Annotated in this window: 20 protein-coding genes and 1 pseudogene; 10 read left to right on the forward strand and 11 right to left on the reverse strand. The window is 68.0% G+C overall.

The window, feature by feature from the left end; translation table 11 throughout:
* Positions 1 to 121: 121 nt before the first annotated feature.
* Complete coding sequence (locus tag ACFVXE_RS35630; RefSeq protein WP_389677541.1) at positions 122 to 496, reverse strand: VOC family protein; 375 nt, start codon at positions 494 to 496, stop codon at positions 122 to 124.
* 213 nt (positions 497 to 709) lie between these two features.
* Here ACFVXE_RS35630 and ACFVXE_RS35635 point away from each other — a divergent pair, with 213 nt between their 5' ends.
* Together ACFVXE_RS35635 and ACFVXE_RS35640 are read left to right on the forward strand one after the other, a co-directional pair.
* The gene (locus tag ACFVXE_RS35635; RefSeq protein ID WP_389677542.1) at positions 710 to 1,552 is read left to right on the forward strand and encodes a hypothetical protein; all 843 of its coding nucleotides are present in this window, start codon (positions 710 to 712) and stop codon (positions 1,550 to 1,552) included.
* A 322-nt stretch (positions 1,553 to 1,874) separates the two neighbouring features.
* A complete protein-coding gene (locus ACFVXE_RS35640; protein ID WP_389677544.1) occupies positions 1,875 to 2,399 on the forward strand; it encodes a hypothetical protein in 525 nt (174 codons plus the stop codon).
* Positions 2,400 to 2,521: 122 nt separating this feature from the next.
* Here the strand turns inward: ACFVXE_RS35640 and ACFVXE_RS35645 are convergent, their stop codons facing one another.
* Together ACFVXE_RS35645 and ACFVXE_RS35650 are read right to left on the reverse strand one after the other, a co-directional pair.
* The gene (locus ACFVXE_RS35645) at positions 2,522 to 2,731 is read right to left on the reverse strand and encodes a hypothetical protein (protein WP_389677545.1); all 210 of its coding nucleotides are present in this window, start codon (positions 2,729 to 2,731) and stop codon (positions 2,522 to 2,524) included.
* Positions 2,732 to 3,251: 520 nt separating this feature from the next.
* Positions 3,252 to 3,467 carry a hypothetical protein gene (locus tag ACFVXE_RS35650; RefSeq protein WP_389677547.1) on the reverse strand — a complete coding sequence of 72 codons (216 nt, stop codon included), beginning with the start codon at positions 3,465 to 3,467 and terminating at the stop codon, positions 3,252 to 3,254.
* 200 nt (positions 3,468 to 3,667) lie between these two features.
* Here ACFVXE_RS35650 and ACFVXE_RS35655 point away from each other — a divergent pair, with 200 nt between their 5' ends.
* Positions 3,668 to 4,072 carry an NUDIX hydrolase gene (locus ACFVXE_RS35655; protein WP_389677548.1) on the forward strand — a complete coding sequence of 135 codons (405 nt, stop codon included), beginning with the start codon at positions 3,668 to 3,670 and terminating at the stop codon, positions 4,070 to 4,072.
* 1,314 nt (positions 4,073 to 5,386) lie between these two features.
* Positions 5,387 to 6,154 (forward strand): class I SAM-dependent methyltransferase, encoded by a 768-nt coding sequence (locus ACFVXE_RS35660; protein WP_389677549.1) that lies wholly within the window; start codon positions 5,387 to 5,389, stop codon positions 6,152 to 6,154.
* 53 nt (positions 6,155 to 6,207) lie between these two features.
* Here ACFVXE_RS35660 and ACFVXE_RS35665 read toward each other — a convergent pair whose 3' ends face one another.
* The 4 genes from ACFVXE_RS35665 to ACFVXE_RS35680 all read right to left on the reverse strand — a co-directional run bounded on the left by ACFVXE_RS35665 (position 6,208) and on the right by ACFVXE_RS35680 (position 9,773).
* The gene (locus ACFVXE_RS35665) at positions 6,208 to 7,032 is read right to left on the reverse strand and encodes a hypothetical protein (protein WP_389677550.1); all 825 of its coding nucleotides are present in this window, start codon (positions 7,030 to 7,032) and stop codon (positions 6,208 to 6,210) included.
* Positions 7,002 to 7,490: a transposase gene (locus ACFVXE_RS35670; protein WP_389677551.1), complete on the reverse strand. Its 489-nt coding sequence runs from the start codon at positions 7,488 to 7,490 to the stop codon at positions 7,002 to 7,004. Before ACFVXE_RS35670 ends, ACFVXE_RS35665 begins: the two co-directional genes overlap by 31 nt.
* Before the next feature lie 73 nt (positions 7,491 to 7,563).
* Positions 7,564 to 8,994, reverse strand: coding sequence for a dihydrolipoyl dehydrogenase family protein (locus ACFVXE_RS35675; RefSeq protein WP_389677552.1), 1,431 nt, complete (start codon positions 8,992 to 8,994; stop codon positions 7,564 to 7,566).
* 305 nt (positions 8,995 to 9,299) lie between these two features.
* Positions 9,300 to 9,773, reverse strand: a complete 474-nt coding sequence (locus ACFVXE_RS35680) for a VOC family protein (protein ID WP_389677554.1) — start codon at positions 9,771 to 9,773, stop codon at positions 9,300 to 9,302.
* 690 nt (positions 9,774 to 10,463) lie between these two features.
* Here ACFVXE_RS35680 and ACFVXE_RS35685 point away from each other — a divergent pair.
* The 4 genes from ACFVXE_RS35685 to ACFVXE_RS35700 all read left to right on the forward strand — a co-directional run bounded on the left by ACFVXE_RS35685 (position 10,464) and on the right by ACFVXE_RS35700 (position 15,033).
* Complete coding sequence (locus ACFVXE_RS35685) at positions 10,464 to 10,943, forward strand: MarR family winged helix-turn-helix transcriptional regulator (protein WP_389677556.1); 480 nt, start codon at positions 10,464 to 10,466, stop codon at positions 10,941 to 10,943.
* A gap of 1,067 nt (positions 10,944 to 12,010) precedes the next feature.
* Positions 12,011 to 12,943, forward strand: coding sequence for a hypothetical protein (locus ACFVXE_RS35690; protein WP_389677557.1), 933 nt, complete (start codon positions 12,011 to 12,013; stop codon positions 12,941 to 12,943).
* 202 nt (positions 12,944 to 13,145) lie between these two features.
* The gene (locus ACFVXE_RS35695) at positions 13,146 to 13,745 is read left to right on the forward strand and encodes a TIGR02391 family protein (RefSeq protein ID WP_389677559.1); all 600 of its coding nucleotides are present in this window, start codon (positions 13,146 to 13,148) and stop codon (positions 13,743 to 13,745) included.
* Between the two features lie 187 nt (positions 13,746 to 13,932).
* On the forward strand, positions 13,933 to 15,033 hold the full coding sequence (locus ACFVXE_RS35700; RefSeq protein ID WP_389677561.1) for a hypothetical protein: 1,101 nt from the start codon (positions 13,933 to 13,935) through the stop codon (positions 15,031 to 15,033).
* Between the two features lie 143 nt (positions 15,034 to 15,176).
* Here ACFVXE_RS35700 and ACFVXE_RS35705 read toward each other — a convergent pair whose 3' ends face one another.
* Together ACFVXE_RS35705 and ACFVXE_RS35710 are read right to left on the reverse strand one after the other, a co-directional pair.
* Positions 15,177 to 15,503, reverse strand: a complete 327-nt coding sequence (locus ACFVXE_RS35705) for a hypothetical protein (RefSeq protein ID WP_389677563.1) — start codon at positions 15,501 to 15,503, stop codon at positions 15,177 to 15,179.
* A gap of 451 nt (positions 15,504 to 15,954) precedes the next feature.
* A complete protein-coding gene (locus tag ACFVXE_RS35710; protein ID WP_389677565.1) occupies positions 15,955 to 16,395 on the reverse strand; it encodes a VOC family protein in 441 nt (146 codons plus the stop codon).
* A gap of 1,422 nt (positions 16,396 to 17,817) precedes the next feature.
* Here ACFVXE_RS35710 and ACFVXE_RS35715 point away from each other — a divergent pair.
* Entirely contained in the window at positions 17,818 to 18,237 is a 420-nt protein-coding gene (locus tag ACFVXE_RS35715; protein WP_389677566.1) for a hypothetical protein, read from the forward strand.
* 1,001 nt (positions 18,238 to 19,238) lie between these two features.
* Here ACFVXE_RS35715 and ACFVXE_RS35720 read toward each other — a convergent pair.
* The gene (locus ACFVXE_RS35720; protein ID WP_389677567.1) at positions 19,239 to 22,055 is read right to left on the reverse strand and encodes an AAA family ATPase; all 2,817 of its coding nucleotides are present in this window, start codon (positions 22,053 to 22,055) and stop codon (positions 19,239 to 19,241) included.
* 203 nt (positions 22,056 to 22,258) lie between these two features.
* Positions 22,259 to 22,929, reverse strand: a pseudogene (locus tag ACFVXE_RS35725) (pyridoxamine 5'-phosphate oxidase family protein).
* A 36-nt stretch (positions 22,930 to 22,965) separates the two neighbouring features.
* Between ACFVXE_RS35725 and ACFVXE_RS35730 the strand changes: the two are divergent.
* Complete coding sequence (locus ACFVXE_RS35730) at positions 22,966 to 24,297, forward strand: aminotransferase class I/II-fold pyridoxal phosphate-dependent enzyme (protein WP_389677569.1); 1,332 nt, start codon at positions 22,966 to 22,968, stop codon at positions 24,295 to 24,297.
* Positions 24,298 to 24,889: the final 592 nt, after the last annotated feature.

A 24,889-nucleotide genomic window follows, 5' to 3' on the forward strand; every position in this document is an offset into this window, starting at 1 on the left:
AACAAGGACCTCGACAATCCTCATTCTTGCTGGTCAGAGGCACTTTTCGCTGTCCTGATCACCTGCCGGACCGCCCGCTTCATGAAAGCGCGAGGTTAGGGCCGCACCACCCTTTTGCCGGTCAGGTGACCCCTTCGTGGCGGCACAGGCAGAAGGGATGCCCGACCGGGTCGATGTAGACCTGCCAGCCGTAGCCCTCGGGTCCGATGAAGTCCTTCTGCAGCGTCGCGCCGAGCTTGACGACGCGGCGCTGTTCGGGCTCGATCTCGTCCACTTCGAAGTCGAGGTGGTACTGCTTGGGGTGTTCATCGTCGGGCCAGATGGGAGGGCGGTAGTCCTCCACCCGCTGGAAGGCCAGGTCAACCTCGCCGAAGGTGATGCCGGCACAGGTGTCGTTGCTACCCTCCATGATGGCGCGGCCTGTCACCTCGGAGTAGAAGGTTGCGAGCTTCATCGGGTCCGGGCAGTCGATGATGAACCCCAAGAGCTTTAGCATCGGGCCACCTTGCCACAGAGCAGGGTGTAGCCGATAGGCCATCTCCAGACCGGCCTTGCGAACGCTCTCGACCAAGCGGTACAGCACCGGCCTGCGAGACCACCGTGCCCTCGTTGCCCTGGACGCAGACAGGCGGCTAGGACCCGATATGCCCCTTCACCTGGAGAGTGCTTCTTTCCTTGCAGCTGACAGGGCCCTCCATCTATCCCATCATTGCAGGTCAGCAGCACTCTCCTCGTATTTAATCAAGACCCGGACAAGCCCGCTCGTGAAAGCCCGAGGCTAAAGCGGTTCGGGCGGACCGGGGATCCGGCGGATCTGGACGAGGCCATCGCCATGGGACGTGAAGTCGTCCGGGCCATACCCGCTGACCACCCGGACCGAGCCAAATACCTGAGCAATCTGGGGCTCACGCTGTATTTTCGGTTCGATCGGACCCGTGACCAGAAGGACCTGGACGCGGCGGCGTTTGCTTGGACCGAGGCGTTGGCTGCGGTTTCGGCTGCGCCTTCGGTCCGTATCGGGGCGGCGTGGGTCATGGCCAGGCTCTTCGCCCGGGTCGATGCGGGGATAGCGGCGGATGCGGCGGAGGCCGCGGTGCGGCTGCTGCCCGAGGTGACCTTGCGCCAGGTGGGGCGGGGCGATCAGCAGCACGCGCTCAGTCGCTTCGCTGGCCTGGCCGGGGATGCCGCAGCACTGGCTCTCGCCGATCCCCGCGGGACCCGGCAGGAACGCGCCACCCGCGCACTTCAGTTGCTGGAGGCCGGGCGGGCGGTACTGCTCGGCCAGGCACTTGATGCCCGCAGCGACCTCACCGAACGGCGGGCAGGGCGCGGCCCGGTGGTGGGGCGCGCCGAATGCTTTTCCCGGGGCGGGGTTGTGCACGGCCTGCCAGGTGGGGTGCCTCTCACCTGTCATCAACCGGTAGGCGTAGAAGGGGGAGATGCCTGCCTGGACGGCGATCTCACGTACGGACAGCCCGCTGGAGCGGTGCAGGTGGGACAGTGCCCGGACGAGCGCGCCCTGGGCGCTCCTGAGCGGAAGCATCCCGCATAGGTGGTCAGCGAGATTCGGTAGACCCGGGCGGGCGACGGCGCAATGCCAGCCCGTCGGCGGCCGGGGGCGGTGCGGCGGACGGAGTCCGCACGGCCTTCGCCCGGGCGCTCCGGGGACACTGGGCGAGGACCGCGAGCATGTGGCACTGGAAGGACACGTCATTCGGATCAAGATGCTCAAACGGTAGATGTTCGGCCGAGCCGGTTCCAGGTCCTGCGCAAAACGCGTTCCGATGTCCTGGTCACATGCCTCAACCACGCGAGCCGGGAACTCGATGGCGACAGCTTTGGTGGCTGTGGAAGGGTGTTCTCCACAGCCATCGATGAAGAAGACAGAGATGAACCACGACGATGCTCTCCAGCAGCTCAGCCACATAGCGGGTGAGAGGGCGCTCGGCCGGCATGTTGGGTCCGACCGTCTCATCCAGGTGGGGTTGGACGCACTGATCGCTGGGATTGAGAGTCCTTCGCTCGCCCTGCTGGCCGGCCTCTTGCGGAGCGAAGAACCGGCGGCCCCAGAGCTCTTCGACCAGGTGTTGGAGGAGCTTGGACTTCTCTTCCAACTGCCAGCCGACCACCGGGCCGCGAAGTGGGCCACGGCCTACTGGATAGCCCGCCAGATCGTGAACGGATCGCTCGATCCCGCTACCGGCACTCATCTGATCTGGGCCGATGTTGCCTATGACCTTGACTATCCCGAAGGTCTGCAGCCACTCGTCTCGTGCGCAAGCAATCTGGACGACTGGGACGAGAGCTGGGGTGTCTCCATCGAAACGCTGAAGGAAGAAGCGATTGAGGCAGCTCAACAACTCCTGAGCCAGCAGCCGCCGCGAGAGCGCAAGGACTGACTGTCGGCGGTCCATTCGCCGTTGACCAGCCCATCTACTCGCCAGCGGTCGTCACACTGCGTGTGTGCTCCACAGAAGTTGAGCCAGCACCTGAGAACGGGAGCAGAAGCCGCTTGCGACCCTCAGAATCCGCGGGCCGGCAAGTCGGCGAAGGTCGCGGCCGTTGCCGACCACGCCCGCTCGTCCGGGACACGGTGCCACCCGATCAGCGAGTCGGGCGAGACCGTGCCAGGCCAGACGATATAGCCGAGCATGACGAGCCGGCTCCTCGCCGCCGCGGCAGCGGCAGGCGGGAGGTCGGGCTCGCACTTGCGACGCAGTGCGGCGCGCACGAAAATAATGTTCAGCTGTGAGGGGATAGTTGTGAGTCGGACTGTCGATTTGTGTTTCCGTTTTGCTCGCCCTGTGGCCGTAGATGGCTTGATCGTCGCACTAGAGCGGGCCGGGTGGGCTTTCAGTGAGAATGGACGTCTGCGCTATTTGATTGACCCTGACTTTTTCGACTGGGATGAATCGCCGATGTTCGAACGTCCGGCTGTAATGCAAGCACTCGAATCGGCAGTTCTGGGGGCAGGGGGCGGGTTCCAACTTGTGTGGTCCAACGGGATGCAGGCAGCGTCACTTCTTTCGCTGGAATCTGGCAGGCTATTGACATTCAGTCCGATTGGTCAACTAGTCTATAGGGATGATGTGGGAAAATTTCTCAATCATGAGTGGTATCTCTCGCGAACACTTCCCGTGCTCTCTCAAATGGGTCTCGTAGGGTATAGATATGAGGATTCCCGAGACTGAATGAGCCTTTTCCAACGAGCCCGGCGAGGTGTGCCTGGACCTTGGACGCGCCCTGGCCGTCTACTGCCAGCACCTCGCTTGGCTCGCCGACCGAGAGCAGCAGTCGGCGGCCGGCCGGTGAGCGGCCGGGACGTTCGGGGTTTCGTTCTGGTGGGCGAGACGCACGGGCTCGAAGGCGTTCATGCTCAGCGTGAGGTCCGACTCCAGCCCGCCGTACTCGCCCTCCAGCGAGGTGATGGAAGGGACGAGTCTCGGCGCTGTGCTGGTTCGCTTCATGCGGCTGCCCCTGCCGCTGCGAGGAGCCGGTGCGGGGCGATGACCGTGCCGTTGGGCAGCAGACTCCTTCTCTGCACTTCACCGAAACGAGTGGGGAGGGGGCTGTGGTTGGGCAGGGCACATGCAAGTCGGAAGGAAGTCCGGCAGTGCTTGCCCGTGGAGCAGTTGAAGGTGCATGGGGGCTGGCTAGGATCCAGGGTATGGAGAAGCAGGGGGGCAGCCGAGAGGCTGTGGTGGCGGTCCTGAGGCAGGGCGACCAGGTCTTGGTGATCCGGCGCGGTCCGCAAGCCCGACTTCCTGGCTACTGGGCACCGTTGAGCGGGACGATCGAACCCGGCGAGCACCAGGAAGATGCGCTGGTGCGGGAGGTGCGCGAGGAGGTGGGCCTCCGAGTCGCTCCCTTGCGGAAGGTGTGGGAGAGCACGACCGAGGATGCCGCCTTTGTGCTCCACTGGTGGACTGCCACGGTCGAGGGCGGCGGGCTCAGACTCGATCCCCGAGAGGTCAGCGAGGCTCGCTGGGTCACCGCTGAGGGATTCGGGCAGCTGCAACCTACCTTCGCTGGGGATCGACTCTTTTTTCAGGAGATCCTTCCAACGCTGTAGGTCTCGTAGCTGCTTTGTGGGAAGGTTCTGCGCTTTACTCGATTGAGGCTCGTTGTGGATCACTGGGGCTCCTCGGGGCGGGGGCTGGTAATGCGGAGGTCGGTGGCGGGTCTCTGGGTGAGGCCGGCGGCTTCCGCCTGCTTGGCGCGGGCAGCCCTGTGCCATCCGGCTGCTCGGCGGGGGCGGAGGAAGTGGAACGCCAGAGGGCCGGCCAGCGGCGGCATCGCACTGGCAAGCGTCCCGGACACGCCTGGCGGCGTCCGTGTGCCACGACCAGGGGGCGCACCTGCCGAGCACGAATCCCTTGCTGCGCGAACCGATGGACGGCAGCTTGGCCTCCACCCGTTCCGGGTCCAGCTCCCAGCTCCTGTCCTGCGCCGCTTCTCGGACCGCGGGGTCTGGATCGTCGAGCAGCCCCGCCCGCTGCGCCGGGGTGAGCGACTGCCACCTCCAGGTGGCCCGTATCCGGAGTTCGGGGTGCTCGCGGTCGGCCATGGAGCGGTAGAAGGACAGCGGGATCTGCTGGGACGATTCGAGCTCCCCGATGATCTCGTTCGCGGTGAGTTTGCCGTCCTCGCCCCCGTCCTGGGCGGTCAGGAGGGTGACGATGATGTCGTCCGGAAGCGGTCGCACCCATCGGGGACGGGGATAAGGTCTGCCGGCGAGCCGGGCACGGACGAGTCCCGACGGGTCCGTTGCCAAGGGGGCGAGTCGTGCGGGGTCGACGTAGCGGTTGCCGGCGAGCGCGCCGCGGATCCGCCAGCCCGGGTGGCGGAGGGCTGCGTCGATGACGGCGTCGGGCAGGTCGCGGCCCTTACACATCAGCAGGCCGACCTCACCAGCCTCTTGATCCAGCAGGCGTATCAGTACGTCGGAGGGCGCCGCCGGATTGAAGGCGATGCCGCGCAGCCACGGTTCATGGAGAGAGTCGGACACCGCGTCATCCTGCCACCTCGTCCCTTGCCCGTCGTGCATACGATGACCGCCCGCGACACGCAGCCAGGGGAGCGCACAACATCACTGCCGAGTTGAGCAACCGGGCGTTGCTGAAACTCGGCTACATCGTCTGCCTTGTCCGCGTGTTCTTGACCTTGGGTGACAAACGCTCTCGCTCCTGACCAACAGAGCCAATCCAGTGCGGCGTGACGGCCTTCCCGGATCGGGAGTTCAGGATCATGGTGTCATCGGTGCCCGCAGGATGACTCGGTGTCCGTCGTTCTGCAGATTTTGATGTGTCTCATGAGACGTCAGTTCGTGTTTGGTCCCCGGAAAGGATCAGGCGCCGGGGGTGCGACTTGTGCGAGGATGCTGGGTATGTCTGGTCGCGCGCTGAGTTTCGGAGTGGTGGCGGAAGCATATGAACGGTTCCGGCCGGGGTATCCCGTGGAACTGTTCGACATGGTGATGGCCTACGCGGGCCATCCGGTTCGGTCCGCCCTTGAGATCGGCGCTGGGACAGGCAAGGCAACCCGTCTGTTCGCTCAGCGGGGGGTCATGGTGACCGCTACCGATCCTGACGGGTCCATGCTCGCCGAGCTGCGCAGGCATGTGCCGACGAACGTCAGGACGGTGCAGGCTGCGTTCGAGGACTTGCGGCCGGGCGAACGGTATGGGTTGGTCTTTGCGGCAGCGGCGCTGCATTGGACGAATCCGGAGGGTCGGTGGTCGTGCATGGCCGCGCTGTTGGAACCGGGTGGTGTATTCGCCTCATGCGGCGGGCCGTTTCGACTGGCTGACCCGGCTGTAGAGGAAGCTGTCCGCGCGGCGCGAGCACCATTCTTGGAGAGTGACGAGATTCCGTCGCCTGACGGGACGCCTCCGGATCATGAGATGCAGTGGCCGGGTACGGAGTTGCAACGGTCTGAGTGGTTCACCGGCGTTCAGCAATCCGTGATCGAACGGCGCGTGACGATGAGCGCTCGCGACTACGTTGGTCATCTCTCCACCATCTCGGCTTACCTCGTCTTGCCGACCGCGGAGCGAGAGCAGGTGTTCAACCAGATCGTGCAGGTACTGCCGGACAGAGTCGAGATGGCCGCCGACATCACCGTCCATCTCGCGCGTCGGCGCTACGAGGATTGATCACGACACCTCGCCGTGTCAGCCCGCCGGCCCCAGCTGGTTCCGAGCCACCTTCACTCGCGTGTGGCGTGCGGCGTGTGCTCGGTCGGGATGACGACGGCTGAGCGTTGGGCGATCTGCTCGCGGAGGGCCGTGTTCTCCGCGAGCAGGGCCGTGATGACTGTGGCGGCGGTGTCAGCTTCGTTCTGGAGTTGTTGTCGCTCGTGTCGGTTGTCTCGCAGCTGGTGGCGGAGGCGGGTGATCTCCGCGGCCTGGGACTGGTCGTGTTTGGTTGCCGAGCTCTGGCTGACGTGGGTGTCCCAGTCGACGGGCACTGCGGTTGTCCGGTTCATCGTGGCCTGGCTGACGCCCGCCTCCTGCCAGAGGTTCTGCTTGGTGAGTTTGCCGTCGGTGTGGATAGGCCGACCAGTGAAGAGCTGTTCCTTGGCCTCTCGAAGGGCCTTCTCGGCCGTGGGACCGGGCCGGGTTGGGGCGGTGACGTTTCTCCCGTCTTGGTGAGCGCGATCTCGACGTCGCGGATCTGCTGGTGGATCGGGGCTCTGCGGTTTGCCGCTGCTGGTTGCTGTGGCCTTCACGGCGGGACTTGGCTGCGCGGTCGCTCCGGTTGGTGAGTGGGGTGACCAGTTGCTGTAGGTCGCGGTTTGGTTCCTGGACCGGTTTCTGGGTACGCAGGGTCTTGTCGTAGATGCTGTCGGCCAGGGGGATCTGGGCGGTGCGTCGGCCCTGTCGCGGGCGGCCTCCTTGCCGACCCGTACCGCCTGCGGGCCGGCGATGTCGACGGACAGGAAGTTCACTTGCTGCGCGCCGAAACGATCCTGCAGGTTGTCCGTGACAGTGTCCAGGGACGCTACGGGTGCCGCGTCCTTGGTTGCGGCCAAGGGGGCTCGTCAGGCCGGGCGGGCGCCTCAGCGCCGGGGTCAGGCCGTGAGTGCGGCTGCTGTTTGGTGTGCGTTGGGTGCGGCGAGGTAGCGACTTGGCGTCGAGTGCTGCTGCGGGCGGCCTGGTCCGCTGCACCGGCGGTTGGAACGTGGAAGTTGTGCTTTCTTGCCGCCGGGCCGTTGAGGAGGTTGTGGGTGGGGTCGGGTGGGATGTGTTGGTGGAGTCGGCCGGGGTGCGGGCCTATCGGTATGCCGGCAGGGTGTGAGGTGTTGCTGGGTGTGGTGTTTTGAGGGGGCTCGGTCCCGGCGTCGATGTCCGCCCGGCGCATCCACTTCCACAGCGTCATCGCGTGGACTCCGAAGTCGGCGGCCACCTGCTCGATCGTCACGCCCGGGCCGCGGTTCCTCGCGACCCGCACGACATCCTCGCGGAACTCTTCCGGATAAGGCTTGGGCACAGCGACATCCTTCCCACCCGCCCTACAGGGAAAGCCAGTTCAGATGCCACCCGATCGTGCATCAGACCCGTTTTTAGTTTTGGTGGGTTTCCAGGAGTCTGAGCCAGATTTCGCTGATGGTGGGGAAGGCGGGTACGGCGTGCCGGAGTCTGTCGATGGGGACCTCGCCTGTGACGGCGATGGTGGCTGAGTGCAGCAGTTCTGCTACGCCGGGGCCGGCGAAGGTGACTCCGGCCACGGTGTCACGGTCGAGATCGATGAGCATGCGGGCCTGGCCGCGGTAGTTCTCGCCGTACTGGTGGGCGCCCGCGACGTGGGCGAGGTCGTAGTCCACGATCTTGATCCGGCGTCCGCTTCGCTGTGCCTCGTGGGTGGTCAGGCCGACGGCGGCGACTTCCGGGTGGGTGAAGATCACTTGTGGTACGGCCGTGTGGTCGGCGGTGGCGGCATGTGCGCCCCAGGGGGTGTCGTCGATGGGTTCGCCGTTTGCGCGGGCGCCAATGGCGGTGCCGGCGATCCGGGCCTGGTATTTGCCTTGGTGGGTCACAAGGGCGCGGTGGTTGACGTCGCCGACGGCGTAGAACCAGCCGTCGGCGACGTCGGTCACTTGGAAGGTGTCGTTCACCTTCATCCAGTCGCCCGGGGTGAGGCCTATCGTCTCCAGTCCCAGGTCCCAGGTGTTCGGGGTGCGGCCGGTGGCCAGGAGGATCTCGTCCGCCGTCAGGTGTCCGCCGTCGGCCAGGGTGATCTGGACCTCGCCGTCCTTGCGTGCCAGGGAGGTTACGGAGGTCCCGAACCGGATGTCGACGCCGGCTTCCCGCAGGCCGTCAGTGACCAGCTCTCCGGCGAAGGGCTCCATCCGCTGGAGCAGCCCGTTCTCGAGGACCAGCATGGTCACCTGGGAGCCGAGGCCCTGCCAGGCGGTGGCCATCTCGACGGCCACCACACCTCCGCCGACCACGGCCAGGCGTCCGGGGACCTTGTCGGCGATGGTCGCCTCACGGCTGGTCCAAGGGGCGGTGGTGTCCAGGCCGGGGATGGTGGGCAGGGCCGCGCTGGTTCCGGTGGAGACGGCCACGGCGTGCCGGGCGGTGAGGGCGAGGGTCTGGCCCTCGGGGGTGTGCACGCTGACCTTGCGGGGGCCGGTGAGGCGGCCGTGGCCCCGGATCAGATCGACGGAGACCGAGTCCAGCCAGTCGGCCTGGTCCTCGTCCTTCCAGTACGAGGCCATCTTGTCGCGGTGCGCGAGGACTGCCTCGACGTCCAGCGGCCCGGCGGCCGCCTGACCCAGTCCGGGCACGCGGCGTGCGTCGGCGCGCGCCACCACCGGGCGCAGCAGCGCCTTGCTGGGGTCGCAGGCCCAGAACGAGCACTCCCCGCCGAGCAGTTCACGCTCTACGATCACGGTGCTGAGACCGGCGGCGCGGGCGCGTTCGGCCACGTTCTCGCCGACGGGGCCTGCCCCGATGACGATCACATCGTAGGTGCGGGTGGTTTCGTTCATTGTTGCTCCGTTCGTCACTGATTGGGTGATCCGGGCTGATATGCGGGTGGCCGGAAACCGGCCGCGTGCTGTTCTCCCGTTTTCACCGGGGAGATCCGCGAGGGGGGCTTGGTTGATGCGTTGCGTGTACCGGGACCTGTGGTGGTGGGGTGCGCCGTTGGGTCTGGCGGTGGTGCCGGGTCCTGGGCCGGGCCGGTGCGGGGTCCGGGTGTTCGGCCCGGTGGGTGCTGTGGCCGGGGGCTGAGTGAGGCGGCGGCGGTCGGGGCCGGTCATGGCCGTTGCACGGTTGGGTGGTTGACGGGGTGTCAGCGACCGGGGGCGCGCTGCGTCACTTCCTGGAGTACCCAGCCGTTGCCGTCGGGGTCGCTGAAGGTGAGGTAGGAGCCGTAGGAGGCGCGGTCGGGGTGGGGGCCGGTCAGTCGTTCCTGGCCTGTGCCGTGGTGGGCGGCGTCTCCGGCGTCGTGGCCGTGGTGGAGGAGGCCTCCGGCGTCGTGGAACACCTCGCTCACGTCGATGCCGCGGGCGGTGAGCTCGGCGTGGGCCTCTTCGATGTCGGTGACGATGAGGTACAGGCTCTGGGTCGTGCCGGGGGCGGTGGAGGTCATTCCCTCGCCGAAGATGATGGAGCATCCGGATCCGGGCGGCGTGAAGTGGACCGCCCGGAAGTCGTCACTGGCGGTGTAGTCGACGTCCAGGCGGAATCCCAGCGCCTCGTAGAAGGCCTTGGTCCGGTCGACGTCGGAGACGGGCAGCGTGATCAGTTCGAGTTTCAGGTCCATGGGGATGTCCTTGTTTCGTGGCTCCGGTGGATTTCGCGCATCTGATCTGTGCGGCACCGGTTCAGCGGATGGTTGTGGCGGCCGGCGACATGTGGGGCCCTGACGGTCGTCGTGGAGGGCCGGGGCCGGCGGTGGGTGGCTCACTCTGCGGTTCAACCTGACAAGAAACCTAATCCACACTTAACGCGTGCACAAGTAAAAATGAGGCACTTAAGGTGTGGCAAAGGAAACATAGGGCGGGTGGCCTCGTCGCCCCCGGCCGGGTGGCAGCGGTCCTGCGGGTGCGCCCCGGGCCCGGGGCGGGGTGGGGCTCATGGATTTCCCGCCGGGCGAAAGTCGGCGGTGGCGGGCCGGGCTCCGGGGCCGGGCCGCACGCGGTCGCTCTTGATGATCGCGGACTGCTCCTCGGACGGCGGACGGCGCGGCTTTCCTCCGCACACAGAGTCCCACCGGGCCCCGCGCGCGGAGTCCTGTGTACGGAGTGCCGGGTGGATCGCCCCGGTGGCCGGCTGTGTGGGCGGGGATGCGGTGGCGTCGGTGTCGTCGTGGGTGGGGGTGTGCGAGGGCGGTGTGGGTCCGGGGTGCTGCCCGGCGACCCCATTTATTAAGTGTGCACAATATAATGTTGAGCGTGTAAGTTTTGGAGTACGCTAACTATGCGTGAAGGATTTGTGTGGAGGAGGAGTCGCGATGAGCGAGACCGAGACGGGTGTCGGGCAGGTCGGGCAGGGTGACACCGCTGCGGTCAGCCTGCTCCTCGGGGACCAGATGTGTTTTGCCCTGTACGCGGCGCAGCGTGCGGTGACCAGTCGCTACCGCCCGCTGCTGGAGAAGCTCAACCTGACCTACCCCCAGTACCTGGTGATGCTGGTGCTGTGGGAGCACGGCGCCCTTCCCATCAAGACCCTGGGCGCACGGTTGCAGCTCGACTACGGCACCTTGACGCCGCTGCTCAAGCGCCTGGAGGCTCACGGGTTCATCCGGCGTGAGCGTCAGGCGAGCGATGAGCGGTCGGTGCAGATCACTCTCACCGAGGAGGGGTCCGAGCTCCGCGAGCGTGCTCGCGCCGTTCCAGCCGCCATGGGGGAGGCTGTCGGCTTCAGTCCTCGGGAGATCGAGGATGCCAAGTCGTTCCTCGAGCGTCTGACGGCCAATCTCTCCGCGACCTGACCTGACCTGGCTGCTGCCCGTCGCCGACCCGCCGGGATCGGTTTCCCGGCCGGTTCGCCGCCCCGTGCGCCGGCTGGTGGCATGCCGTGACCGCCGGCCGCGGTACGGCCTCCCTTCACCTCACCTGCGGTCTCGTCCCGTACACGGGTGCGGATCTGCTCCATCGGGTCGCGGACCGGCTTCGAGCCGCCCTCGCGCTGCGCAGGGGCGTTCCGCGGTTCGCTCCACTGCCTGATCGGCGGGACTTCCTCACAGCGCTGCGCCGCGAATCGGTGATCGAGCTTGCGGATTTCAGGCCGGTGGATGCCGGTGCCGAGTCGCTTCGAGGGTTCGGGCCCTGGCGTCGCGTTGCGGGATGTGCGGGCCGCCGGGCCCGGACGGTGTGGATCCCGTAACGGGCGGGCGTGCGGGCTGTGGGCGGACCCACGCCCGGGAGCGCGGAGGCGCGTTGGGGGTGGAGGAAGGCGGCGACGTGGTGGGGGAGTTGCCGATGACGGTGGTCGGGCCGGGTGGGGTGAGGGCGGCCGCCATCGTCGCGACCATCCGCGACGGCCCGGCACCCGCGCTCGACTGGACCCCGTACAGCGCGAGCGCGTCCGGCCGGATGACTGCTGCGGGGGCCTTCGGCGTCGCGGTCCCTTCTCTGCGGGAGGCGCTGTGTCGCTTGGGCGCAGACGCAGAGTTTGTGCAGCTCAGCGCGCGGAGTGCCAACGATAGACACAGCAACAGCTGTGGTGCTATCGCCGATTCGGGTGAGCCGTCGGTTTGCCGATCAGGCGGTGCCACGGGCTGTGACGGAGACCGAGGTCTACAGTGCCGAGAGCCGTGCACACAGCTACCGAGTAAACGTGCTGGGGTACAGGATTCAGCCATGGCCATTCACATCGCCGATACCGCGTGGGCCCGCACGGAGCTGGCCCGATTCCTTGATGGGGATCTCTGAATTCGGCCAAGACTGCTCTTCACTCCACTCGGTGCGCCGTTCAACGGAGTGAGGATTTTCAGCGAGCACCGCGCGTGTGTCCGGCCGGCGTCATGTGCTCGAGGCAGCCGTCTACGCTCTCGGCATGCAGCACAGTGATGTCACGCGGGACGACGGCACGTGGATAGGCCTGTCCCTGGATGTACAGGACCGCCAAAAGCCGGGGCTGTGTGTGTTCAGTGCTGGGCCGCAACTGCTGGTCTCCCAGCTGTCGCGACCTGTGCTGCTCGCCGTCGTCGACGAGCAGCTCCAGGGCGTGGACTTCTGGCGCACCAACGAGTACCGCTCGTTCGTCCCGCCGTTGCGCGCCGATGTGGGGCGCGCCCTGGCGGGAAGCCCGGAACGGTGGGCTCACCGTTTCGCGCAGTACCTCATCGACTCGCTGGACAGCCCGCTGCACGAGGGCCGATGGCTGCTCTCGTGCGACAGTCCGCTCCGGCGCTGGCGCCCCGATGACGCGTCGCATGCCGAGTACTGGGGCTCGATGATCGTCGACGGCCATCCGGCCGGATACCTCGACTGGTTCTTCCACTCCCATTCGTGGGAGGTCCTTCCTCTACGGCCGATGCCCGATGCCGACGACAGCCGGGTCAAGGCGTACCGCAAGCAGGCCCGGGAAGGGACGCTCGCGCCCGTTCTGTTGTGGTGGGTCAGCGGCCTGGACAGCCATCTGATCCTGGACGGTCACGCGCGGCTCGCTGCGGCGATCGCCGAGTCCATCGACCCTCCCCTGCTGCAATTGCACCGCACGGTGCCGCGAGACGAGCTGGCCGCGCGAACCGATGAGGCCGTGGGCTTCTACGAGGACGAACTGGCACGCTTCGCCGAACTCCGCGCCGTCCACGGCCCCTCCATCCCGGACGGTACTGCCACCGCCGGCCCGCAGCTCGTCCGCATGCTCCACGACCTGAACACCACCCAACAACCCACCTGGGCCTGGCCCCTGCCCGGCGGGGAGGCCCAATGGCGTCGCATCGCACTCGAGGTGACCGCCGGCCAGGACTGGCCCCGCATCTGAACCCTGCCGAACCCCTCCCGTTGGCGGTCACGTCCAGTACCGCCAGTTGTGGACCCCGCCGGGTCAGGTGTGGTGTGGGGTGAGGAGATCCACTGAGCAGGTCTGGGGTCACTGCTAAGCAGGAGATGCCAATTTCAGGGCTCTGACCGCGCTTGCGTGAAGACCCAGGTCAGCACGTGCATGCGGAATCGTTTCCCTGATCATGCGGAACCGAGACGGCCTCAGCACCGAGGAGATCGAGCAACTCGACCAGGTCCGCCTGGCATGCCCCGACATCGCTCGGACCTGCGACCTTGCCAGAGTCTTCACGGGCCTGGTCCGCGACCGCCGAGGCCGCCTGCTGGCCGACTGGATCCGCCAGGCCGATCACTCCGGCCTCATCCCCGTGGCGAAGTTCGCCGCATTCCTCCGCCAGGACCTGGATGCGGTCACCGCCGGACTGACCCTCGAATGGAGCTCCGGCATCGTCGAGGGCCACGTCAACCGCGTGAAAACCACGCAGAACAAGCTCGGCCGCAAGGACCTGAGTGAGACCAAGCTGTTCCAGCAGGCGTTCTCCCTGGACGAACCGAAGCCCGGACAGCCCCGTCTGCGTCTGATGGACAAGGACGGCAGCGACGCCTTCCGTAACGTCCACCGCGGTCCCTCAGCTTTCGCAGAGGGCTTCTTCGCTGGCATCCGCAATCCGAACAGCCACACTGACGGTCTTCCCGAGCTCCCCGAACACGAGGCGTTGGAGCAGCTGGCGGCTTTGAGCGTCCTGGCCCGCTGGGTCGACACTGTGGCCCTGGTCACCGCTTGATTCGGGGATTCCTCAGCCAAGGGAGCAATGCGCCCATCTACCAGGCAGCCTCCCGGGTGGGCGGCAGCGGCGGAGGCGTGCACCGAGACCGTCCCTCGGATACAGCGGGTCGGACGCAGCCCGCTAGCATCCGGGCATGAGACGAGACCAACCGCCGAGGCCGGTCGCCGTCGGCGATGTCGTCGCCGTGTACTCCGATGCGCTCGGTGCCTGGACCGCTTCGCAGATCACCGGCCTCGACGCCGCGGCAAAATGCGCTGCGGTTCTTGAACTGGACTGGTCCGGGCCCGAGCCTGCCGCCGTGGCCGACCTGGGCGACGTGCAGCCGCTCCGGCTCACACACCACAGCTGGGGCGGCAAGCTCTCCTACTGCAACCGATCGTGGGTCCTTCCGAGAAGCTTCACAGTGATCGGCTCCCTGCCGTTGCTGGTGATCGAACCCCCTTACTCCTATGCCTTGGTGTGGGGGCTGGGCGAACAACTGGCCCGGCAACGGCACTGGGACAGCGGCGACCGCGAGGACTGGAATGCCCCGTACGCGCTGACGTGCACAGCCGACGAACTGGCCGCCGAACACGCCCGCGGCGTTGTACGGGCGGGCGTCAAACACCTCACCGTCCGCGGGATCACCCGGCTCGACTGCACTCGCCTCGTCGCCGCCTTCCCGGATCTGACCCGCTTGTCGCTGTCGGGGAGCCTGGGCACGCTCACTTCGGCGGCAGCCCTGAACCAGTTGCCGCGACTGCAAGCGCTCACTATCAGCGAGCTGTTTGGGATGGACGCATCAGACTGTCTGCTGCCGAACCACGTTCCGGAGATCGAGGACGTGTCGCTGTACGGCATTCCGGCGGACTACGCGACTGCGATGCGCAAGACCTGGCGTCCTCACGTGCGGCACGGAGTGCAGCTCGACGTTCGCGGCGCCCGCAAGCCGGAATGGGTCGCTGCCAACGCCGCCAACCCGCTCCGTGACTGGGACGGCCGCGAGCACATACCGCGCACGGGGTACCGCAAGGCCGTTGCCCAGTACAAGGCAACCCGGGATGCCTTTCTCACCGAGGTCACCGGCGACGAGGACCACGGCAACATCGCGGAGATCGGGCGCGCCTTCGGCGCCGCCTTCAACACGCTGGACGGCCGCACGCGCTTCATCGAGACCGTGGAACGCGAGGAACTCTTCGACGCTCTGGACTTCTTGGCGGACGAAGCGCAGACAGCTGCGGGGCGCGACCTGTTCGCCGCTCGCGCGGCGCTGATCGAAGGCGTGGACTCCAGCCGCGACTGGTGACCGCCACCCATCCGCTGACGCTCTGGTACTGACCTGCTGGGTCTCGCATGGACGTCATCGGCAGCGGCGAGTCCTAACTCTGAGGCCGGGGTTTTCCCGGGGGCCGACTGGCCCCGGGGACACAACGCTGTGACCTCAGCAGGTCAGGACCGGTGGTTGAGGGACCGGGTCAGCTCACGGTTGGCAGCTCGAGCCGCCTCAAGTTCCTCGGTCCGTTCTTCGAGCTCGCCCCGCTTCTCGGCGAGGTCCTGTTCGAGCAGGGCGATCCGCCGTTGAAGCTGGTCGATGTCGACCGGGGCTCCCAGCCCGGATTCTGCCCAGACGATCGCGCCGAGCTGGGAGGACAGGCGTTTCTCCAGCTGTCGGACCCGTGCTCTGAGGCGTTTGTTGGCTTCCAGCGCGTTTGCGAGGTCGGTCGCCGCGTTCGCGGCGGACTCCTGGGCGAAGGCCGAGGCAATGCCCTCCGACAAGGAGATCACCCGGCGCCGGTGAGGCCAATGTCGGCGGACCGGTCCGCGGGGTGCGGCTGCGCACGCGGGGTGATCCCTTCGAGGACGGCCAGGAGCTGCTCGTACAGCTTCTCGTCCTGGAGGTGGAATGTAGATGCGCATCACGGTGCGCGGGCTGGTGGTCATCCGGCGCTCCCGGGGTTCTCCAGACACTCAGATGTGTCTGACCTGCTGGTGCCGTCGTTCAGGAGCCTGTGCGCGAGGGGGGCCACGGGAGTCCGGGTGCGTTCTTCGTCGTACACATGACGATGTGCGACCCGTTCCAGGTGAAGGCGATCGGTACGTTGCGCGGTGTTTTGTCCTTGGCGATGTAGGCCGGGCGGGTCACGTCACGGGCCGGCAGCTCCTGGCTGATCGGGCGGTTCGGAAACCTTGATGATCTCGTTCGGCTGCATGGTTGGGCTTCTTCATCTCAGCGCAGTTGCTCGGCCAGTCCGACGATGATGCCCTCCGGGCCGCGGAGGTAGCAGAGCAGATAGCTGTCCTCGAACCGGGCGATCTCGCCGACGAGTTCGGCGCCGTGAGGGCGCAGGCGGGCAACGGTGTCCTCGATGTCGTCGACGGCGAACATGACGCGGTGCGTGCCCAGAATGTTCTGCGGCCGGTTGCGCGGCCCGGCGCCGATCGCCGCGGGGCTGCGGTACCTCGCCAGCTCGAGCCGGCTGTGGCCGTCCGGGGTCCGGACCATCGCGATGTCACAGCGGACGCCGTCGAGTCCGGTGCACCGGTCGGCGAAGAGGCCCTCGACCTCCGCCCTGCCCTCCAGCTCCATACCGAGTTCCACAAAGAACGCGATGGCGGCATCCATGTCCTCGACGACGATGCCGACGTTGTCCATCCGCTGGATCGCCATGCTGGTTTCTCCTTCTTCCTCGTGCGGCCGGTAGTGGCCGCTGATGTCCCTGGGACGGAGCCGGTGGCACGTTCTCGACATCCTCACACCGCCGAACTCCGAAAAATCTGGATCGCGCCTCAGCACCGCTGTAGCAGACCCGCGAGCCAGGCACCACCACCGAGGGTGAGTGCGGCGCAGGTGGCCGCTCCCGTGGAGAGGATCGGCCGCAGCGTGCCGTCCCCGCTTTCAATGCTTCCTCGACGATTCGCGGCGTGCGCGCTTGAGCATTGCGCCTCCCCGATCAGTTCACGGTGCCGGGTCACCCTTGGCGGGTGGAGTTCCCCGTGCCGCTCGCCCTCGCCGCACCCGTCCGGGCCCCGCCGCGCGGCGCCGGTGCGAGCTGGGGGCCGCGCTGGCCCCTGGCGGGCCCGAGCATCCGTGTGTCGGCGGCCACCGGAGAATCCCTCACGGACGGCCAGTTCCGCTCCCGATTTCAAGGCAGCTGTCCGTAGTGGCTCCAGGGTGGTGACTGCGGTGGGGGAGGGGACCTGGACGCGGCGCGTTCGTGGTTGCCGATCCGTGTGGAGCTGGTCTGTGGTCGGGGCGCGGATTTCCGGCCGCGGCCTGGGCGTGTGCTCGCTGCCGCCCGTTCCCGCTCCTTCGTGCAGCTCGCGGAATCCGTCGATGTCGCGTTCGGCCGCTGGGGCATGGCTCACTTGCACATGTTCACGATGCGGGACGGAACCGCGTCAGCCGCTGGAATGGTGGGACGGGGAAGTACCGGACGGCACGGTCGGCGGCCGGTCGGCCGAGCTGAGCGGAGTGGAAGCAGGCGAGCTGGGCCCGCCTGTGCACGGTGGTACAGAAGCGGATCGGCCCCTGGACGAGCTGGGCGCGGAGCCCGGGCCGGCCGTCTGCGTACTGGGGGTGGGGAAGTCTGCCGGATCGGTACGCCCGCCGCTGGGACGGAGACGACGGCGAGTCCCGCATGCCGAAGCGCCCCCCCACGCGGCGTCGGGGACCTCCTGCCGATCCTGCCGTGGCGGGGTGACCGGTGACGCGGTTGGGTCACGCTGTGTGTATGTGATGGCCGCCAGTGGGGAACCGACGTGGCCATGGTGGGGGCTCAAGCGGCCGCCGGCGGGGGATTTCGGCTGGCCGCTGCCGCGAAGAGGGGGAAGCGCAGCCGACCGTCCACGGGGGAGGACAGCTTCGCTGTCCCTTTTCTTCCTGTTTGGTGCGTTAGGTCACAAGATATGCCTGTGGTTTCGTTGCAGCGCTGGTCAGGCGCGCCGCGCCCATGATCCATCATCTCGCCCGCGAGTGAATCGCCCACTTGTACCTTGTGTGCGAGTTAAGTTCGCTCTAGTGTTTTGGTGTGGCGCCGGAGAGTGCGTATCCCGGAGCCGTCAGCGATGTATCCGATCAGGGAGATCACCGATGAACCGCAAGCACAAGAGTCGCTCTTTCCGGGCATACGCCGCCCTGGGGACCGCCGCCGGTGCGGCAGCGCTGGCCTTGATGGCAACCACGCCTGCGGGCGCGGCCGGCGTGACCGGGGTCGAGTCCCACCGTCCGGGTGCCAAGCCGCCGGTGGTGCTGGTGCACGGCTCTTTCGCGGATTCCTCCAGCTGGAACGGCGTCGTCAAGGATCTCAAGCGCTCCGGCACTGCGGTCGTCGCGCCGACCGATCCGCTGCGGGGCTGGACGGCGACGCCGACGGTGGGTGCCTATGTGCCGCACGGCCGGACCGAAGTCCGTGAGCAGGCGACCGCCCGTCGAGCGGGGGCTGCATCGCGACCGTGCGGGGCCGGACCCGGCACGCCGAGGCCGGTGCGGGCAAGCGCAATGACCGGCTGACCGCCGACGATCTGGAAGAACCGGCCCGACTGCGGCGGGAGTTGAGCCGCTGCACCAGGTGGACGAGGTCAGGCGCACCGCCTCGGTTCTTCGCCGCGTAGCTCGACCCGACCCGACCCGACCCGGCCCGGCCTGGGTGGCCGCGCGCCTTCGGGGCTCCGATCGCCGGCCGGCGCGCACGCGTGAGGGCACTCGTGCCGGAGCGGATCGAGCAGCTCTGCGTGATCGGCATGCGCTGGGCCGCCACGCCCGCTGCGCCGGTGATGCACCGATGGCCCGAGCGCGTTCCTTGTGCTCATGGCCCGATGTTCTGGTGGGGGCGCGTCGTGTGATCGCCTACGAGGGCGGTGTGGCTTGCTCGGGTAGGGCCGTCCGTCCGTATCGGCCGGTGCGTGGGCTGATCCTGCAGCGTCGGTGTACGGATCCTGCGCCGGGACACGCCCGTTGCCCTGGATGCGGCAGGAGACCGCAGCCTGTCCGGTCGGCTTTCCTGCTTTCCTGCGTCCGGCTGGCCGGTGCTCAGACTTTCTGCGGGTGGCAACGGGCCGGCACCTTGGGGGAGCGGCGTTGGAACGCGTGTGGGACCGCCGGCTTCCCGGACAGGAGCGGCTGCGCTACCTGGGTGGTGCGGAACCCGTATCTCGCTGTATGCGGTTGTGACACAGGTGGGGCGGCCTCGCTGTATGCGGCCGCGGCGCTGGTGGCATACACCGGCGCCGGCGCGAAAGGACCTCCGCCGGCAGAGGTGTCTGCGAGCTCTTCGCGTGTTCGGGTCGTGGGTGGAGGTCACCGTGAGGGTGCCGGCGATCCCGACGGCTTGTGGTGTGCGGGTTCTTGTGAACGGGTGACGGTCACCGGGCGGGGTGTGTCGGGCTGATCGACCGTGCTGCTGCCTCTGCCCTGTCTGGCCGTGTCGAGTGTGTTCGGGTTTATGTGGGGGGTTCCGGTGTGTCCGGGACTGTTTGGGATACGTGGCTGAGTGTGATTCCTGGGAACAGGGATTATTTCCGGTCGGTTCTGAGGGGTGGTTGGTGGTGTAGGGCGTCTCGCAGCATGGTGCGGGAGGTGATGCCTAGTTTCGGGTAGATCTGGTAGAGGTGGGCGCCGACGGTTCGGTGGGAGAGGAACAGGCGTTCCGCTACTTGTTTGTTGGTGAGGCCGGAGGCTGTGAGGTGGGCTATTTCGAGTTCTTGGGGGGTGAGTTTGTGTGTGTTGGGTGTGGTGGGCCGGCGTCTGGCGGTGCCGGTGGCGCGTAGTTCTGTTTCGGCGCGTTGGGCCCAGGGTCGGGCTCCGAGGTGTTCGAATGTGGACAGTGCGGCGGTGAGGGGCCCTCTGGATTGTGTGGTTGCCCTGATGCGTCGTAGCCGCTCGCAGTAGGCGAGTTGGACGCGGGCGAAGTCGAATGGCCACCGTTCGGCGTCTGTGACTGCGAGGGCTTTCGTGAACAGTGCGAGTGCCTCGTCGTCGTCGGTGGTGGCCTGGGCGGCGGAGGCTTCCGTCAGCAGGGCGTGGCGTGAGGAGATCCTGGCCAGGCCGGCTTCCCGCATCGCGTGTACGTGGGCGGCCGCTTTGGTCCGCCGGTCGGTCCGGACGGCGGCTTCGACCAGGTCCATCGTCACCCATAGGGCATGTGGTGCGTGTGAGGCGAGGGTCCCTGCGGGGCTGATGGCGTTTGCGTGTTCGTATGCGTCGGCGAAGTCGCCGCGTCCCAGCGCTGCCACGGTTGCCGCGTGGTGGGCGTAGTGCGCGGCGCAGAACGCCTTGTGGCGCGTTGCCCAGTGGATGATGCCCTCAGCGGTCGCGTCTGCCTGGTCCGCTTCTCCGCGTGCGCCGTTGAGGAGGGTCCGGACGTAGAGGAAGTACCAGGCGAAGGCGGTGTAGCCGTGTGTTTCGCACAGCTGGATTCCCTCGTCGGCCAGTTGTACCGCCTCGTCCCACCGTCCGGTGAGGTAGTCGTCCAGGCACAGGTGGATCAGACCGACCAGGTACCGGCGGGCCGGCCCGCCGTCGCGTCCCATACGGACCATCCGCCACTGTGCTTCGCGGACGTCTCCCAGCCGGTCGGCATAGAGGGCCGCCGAACCGGTGCGCTGCATCTGGACGGGGTCGGTCACCCCGGCCAGCTCTGCTATGAGGTGGTCGAGTTCTTTTGAGGCCGCGGCACCTGTGCGTGCCGGGTCGGAGAACGTCTTGCCCAGCGCGGACAGGACCACGGGCACCTGGGGTGTCAGTTTCTCCAGTGCCCGGTAGTAGGGCTGCCACAGGTCGTGCCGGGCAAGGAAGAAGCAGACCAGCGCAAGTGCGTGGAGTGCGTCCACGAGGGTCTTGTCCTCGGCGTCGTAGGCGTGGGTGCCGGTTTCGATCGCGTCGACCAGCAGACGGTGGGCCGTGTCGACGTCGCTGTCGCCGTTCAGGAGGAGAAGGGCGGTGGCGGCCGCCGAGTGCAGGGAGCTTTGTGGATCCTGGGCTGTGTGTCTGGCGTCGTCCAGGAGTTTTTGGGCGCTGGGCAGGGCTCCGGTGGATTCGGCGCCGACGTAGGCGGCCTCCGCGAGCCGGCAGCTGCGATCGGGGCCGGGCGGGGTGAGGTCCGCGGACCGGATCAGCGTCCGCATGCCGCCCACGGCGTCACCGCGGCGCTGGGTGATCCGGGCTGCGTGCTCCAGCAGGGCGGCCACGTTCTCGTCGGGTTCCAAGGTCGCCTCGCTCAGGTGCCAGGCCCGTCGTTCGGGCTGGTCCACCAGGACGTGGGCGAGTGCTGCGTGCACCGCACGTCGTTCGCGCTGGTGGAGTTCTCCACCACGGCCGCTCGGATGAGGGGGTGACGAAACCTCAGCCGCCGTGCCTTCGTCGATGTGGACCAGTTGGTCACGCTCGGCAGGTGCCAGGTCGTCCAGGTCGTATCCGTCGTTCGCCTGTCGTGAGGCCGCCTGCAGTACCCCGAGGTCGCCGTCGCCTTCCAGCGCGGCCAGCAGCAGAAGGCGTTGCGACGGCTGGGGCAGCCCCGTGATCCGGGAGCCGAACACTGCTTTGAGGCGCTGGCTGAGCGGCAGCGCGGCGGGGACCTCGCCGAGGGCCGGGCCCTGCGCTGCGGACAGCGCGGACGGCAGTTCCAGCAGGGCCAGTGGGTTGCCGTGCGCCACGGTCAGCAGGCGCCGCCGGGCACTGGGGACCAGGTCCGGGAACCTCGTACCGACCAGGTGGTCCGCCGACGCTTCGTCCAGTGGCTGCAGCAGGAATTCGGGCAGGACACCGCTGTCGTTCAGGCTCCGCGAACCGGAACGCGATGTGGCGAGGAAGCTCACGCGGATGCCGGTTGCCCGTCGTGCGACGAAACCCAGCACGGCCGCACTCGCTCGGTCGAGCCAGGGCAGGTCGTCGATGACGAGCAGAAGCGGGTCACCGGCCGCGACCGTGCTCAGCAGGAGCAGGACGGCGTTGGAGACCATGAGCCGTTCCGGCGGCGGGCCGCTTTCGAAACCGAGCGCGACGCGCAGGGCGTCGCGGAAGGGAGCCGCCAGTTCACCGAGCGCGCCCTGGAAGGGAAACAGGATCTGGTTGAGACCCGAGTAGCTGCAGTTCGCCTCGAACTCCACACCACCGGCGCGCAGAACCCGGGTCCCGTCCGCACGGGCCGCCTCGACGAGCGCGTCCAGCACTGCCGTCTTCCCGACACCCGCCTCTCCCGACAGCAGAAGCGCTCCGCCTGCGGCCCCGATGCCCAGAAGGTCACGGATCCGCTGAAGGTCGCGGTCCCGGCCGATCAGGCGGTCGGCCGTGCCGCGTGGGGGGAGTGACTGCCGATCATTACACGCTCTCATTGCTGTTCGCGGGCCCAGTGGGGGAGGGCGAGGCGGGGGACTGCCGTTGCGATGCTGTGCATCGTGGGCGAAGGACGGCAGCCGGGCGAAGGACGGCGGCCGGATGACGTCGTGCGCAGCGGACCGGTCCTGCCACCTGCTGTCGTCGACCCGCTGTCGTCGACGGCGCGGCCGGGGGTGGATGATGGTGCGCGGGACTTCTTTCAGCGTTCGGTGAGGTAGCCGGGGACGGTGACCGACGGGTCGAGGCCGTCGGCGGGCACAGGCTCCCCGTAGGTACGCGTCACGGGCAGTACGCCCGCCCAGTGGGGGAGGGCGAGGTCTTCGGGGTCGTCGTTGGGGCCACCGGTGCGCACCTTGGCGGAGACCTCGTGAAGGTCGAGGGCGATGACGGCGGTGGCGGCCAGCTCCCTGGCGTTCGCAGGGCGGGAATCTGCGGCGCGGCCGGGCACGATGTGGTCGATCAGGGCGGCCGAACGTTCGGCGCGGTCGGTGACCTGGCGGGCGACGCCGTGCACGACCACGCAGCGGTAGTTGACCGAGTGGTGGATGGCGGACCGGGCCAGCACAAGCCCGTCCACGTGCGTGACGGTCAGGCACACCGCGAGCCCGGTGTCCTCGCCGGCGCCGCGCAGCGGCCGGGATCCGGCCGAGCCGTGCACGTAGAGCCGTTCCCCGACACGGGCGTAGAGAGTGGGCAGCACGACCGGGGCGCCGTCACGGACGAAGCCGAGGTGACACAGGTGGTCCGGTGGTCCGCGTCGAGGATCGCGTGCACCAGCTCGCGATCGTACGAGGCGTGCCTGGGGATACGGGTCGGGACGGTGCGGTCCGTAGCGGCGTACGCATCACTGACGGAGGGTGGGAAAGTTATAGCGCAATTCTTTTGAACTAGTGCATAATGGATATTGTGATAGGAGAATACACGTTCACGGGTCGGGGCGCGGCGGCGATCGCGGCGAGCATCGAGCAGGCCATCGGACAGGGCACGCTCGCACCGGGCGCCGCACTCCCACCGCTGCGGGAGCTCGCCACCGAACTCGGCGTCAACCCCAACACCGTCGGCGCCGCCTACCGCCTGCTGCGCGACCGCGGCGTCATCGAGACCGCGGGCCGGCGCGGCAGCCGGGTGCGGCCGCGCCCCGCCACCACCACGCACGACGAGATCCGCCTGCAGGTACCCCCCGGAGCACGGGACCTCTCCGCCGGTAACCCGGACACCGCGCTGCTGCCCCCACTCGGCGACGCACTGGCCGAGGCCGCCGCCCGGCACGCTCGGCAACCCATGCTGTACGGCCACGCCGCGGTCGATGACGAACTAGGCCGCCTGGCACGCGCCGCCTTCGACGCCGACGGCGTCGAAGACGGCCCGGTCGGGCTGACCTCCGGATCGCTCGACGCCATGGAACGCGCGCTCCTTGCCCACCTGCGACCCGGCGACGCGGTGGCGGTGGAGGACCCGGGCTGGGGCAGCCTCTTCGACCTCGTCCCCGCCCTCGGACTACGGCCGGTCCCGGTCGGCGTCGACGACGACGGCCCCCTGCCGCACGACGTGGAACGGGCACTCGGGCAGGGCGCGCGGGCGCTGATCGTCACCGACCGCGGCCAGAACCCCACCGGCGCCACGATCTCGGCAGCCCGCGCCCGCGACCTGCGCGCCATCCTGACGAACCACCCGCAGGTCCTCGTCATCGACGACGACCACGTGCACGGCCTCACCGAACTGCCGCTCCACCCGCTCGCCGGCAGCACACCGCACTGGATGCTCGTCCGCTCGACGGCCAAGGCCTACGGCCCCGACCTGCGCCTGGCCGTCCTCACCGGCGACCCCCTCACCGTCGACCGGGTCCGCGGCCGCTACCGCCTCGGCCCCGGCTGGGTCAGCCACCTGCTCCAGCACACCGTGATCCATCTCTGGCGCACCGACGCCGTGGACATCGCGGCGGTATCCGCCGCCTACGCCGCGCGCCGCGACGGTCTCGTACAGGCACTGGCCGCCCGCGGTGTCACGGCCCACGGCCGCAGCAGCATGAACGTCTGGGTGCCGGTCCCCGACGAGACCGGGGCGGTGACCCGGCTGCTGCAGGCCGGCTGGGCGGTCGCACCCGGCGCACGCTTCCGGCTCTCCTCCCCGCCCGGCATCCGCATCACCATCTCGCCTCTCACCGTGGACGAGGTGCCGGCCCTGGCCGACGCCGTCGCCGCCGCGATCCGCCCACACCCAACCGGACGCTTCGGCTGACGGACGGCACAAGGGGAACTCACCCCGTGCCACCCCCACATCGCGGAACTGGGCGAACGGAGCGAAGGCAGTGGCACGCACACATGAATTCAATGCAGATGGACGACGCCCGGTGTGATCACCCAGGACCGCTGCTTGCGGTCACACCCCTGCGGCAGCGTCTGTACATCGGTCATGTGGCCGAGAACTCTCGGTGCACGTTCGACACGCCATCGCCGCGGACACCGGAACCACTGCCGCCGATCGCCCGCCGGCGTCGCCGCCCCGGCCGGCCGTGAGCGCCCGCGGCCGGGACACTCCCGGTTGTCCCTGCCCCGACGAGCGCGGCTTCGCCACCAAGGGCGATCTCATACGGGGTAGGCCTCTGCGTACCCTGACCTCCGCGCTCCGCGGCTGCCCGATTTCAGGGCTGAAAGGGCAGCCACACCGGCGTCCCAGTCGACCCGGCAGAACTCGTCAGGGCCACCCGGGGCATCTGTCAGCTGACTTAAGAACGTGTGAGCTTGCTCCGCTTTGACGGACACCATTGGTGTGGTGGTCAGGCTGCGAGTGCGTTCTCGTACTCAGCGGGACTGAGGTAGCCGAGGCTGCT

It is taken from the genome of Streptomyces sp. NPDC058231, assembly GCF_042882275.1.
Taxonomy (GTDB): domain Bacteria; phylum Actinomycetota; class Actinomycetes; order Streptomycetales; family Streptomycetaceae; genus Streptomyces.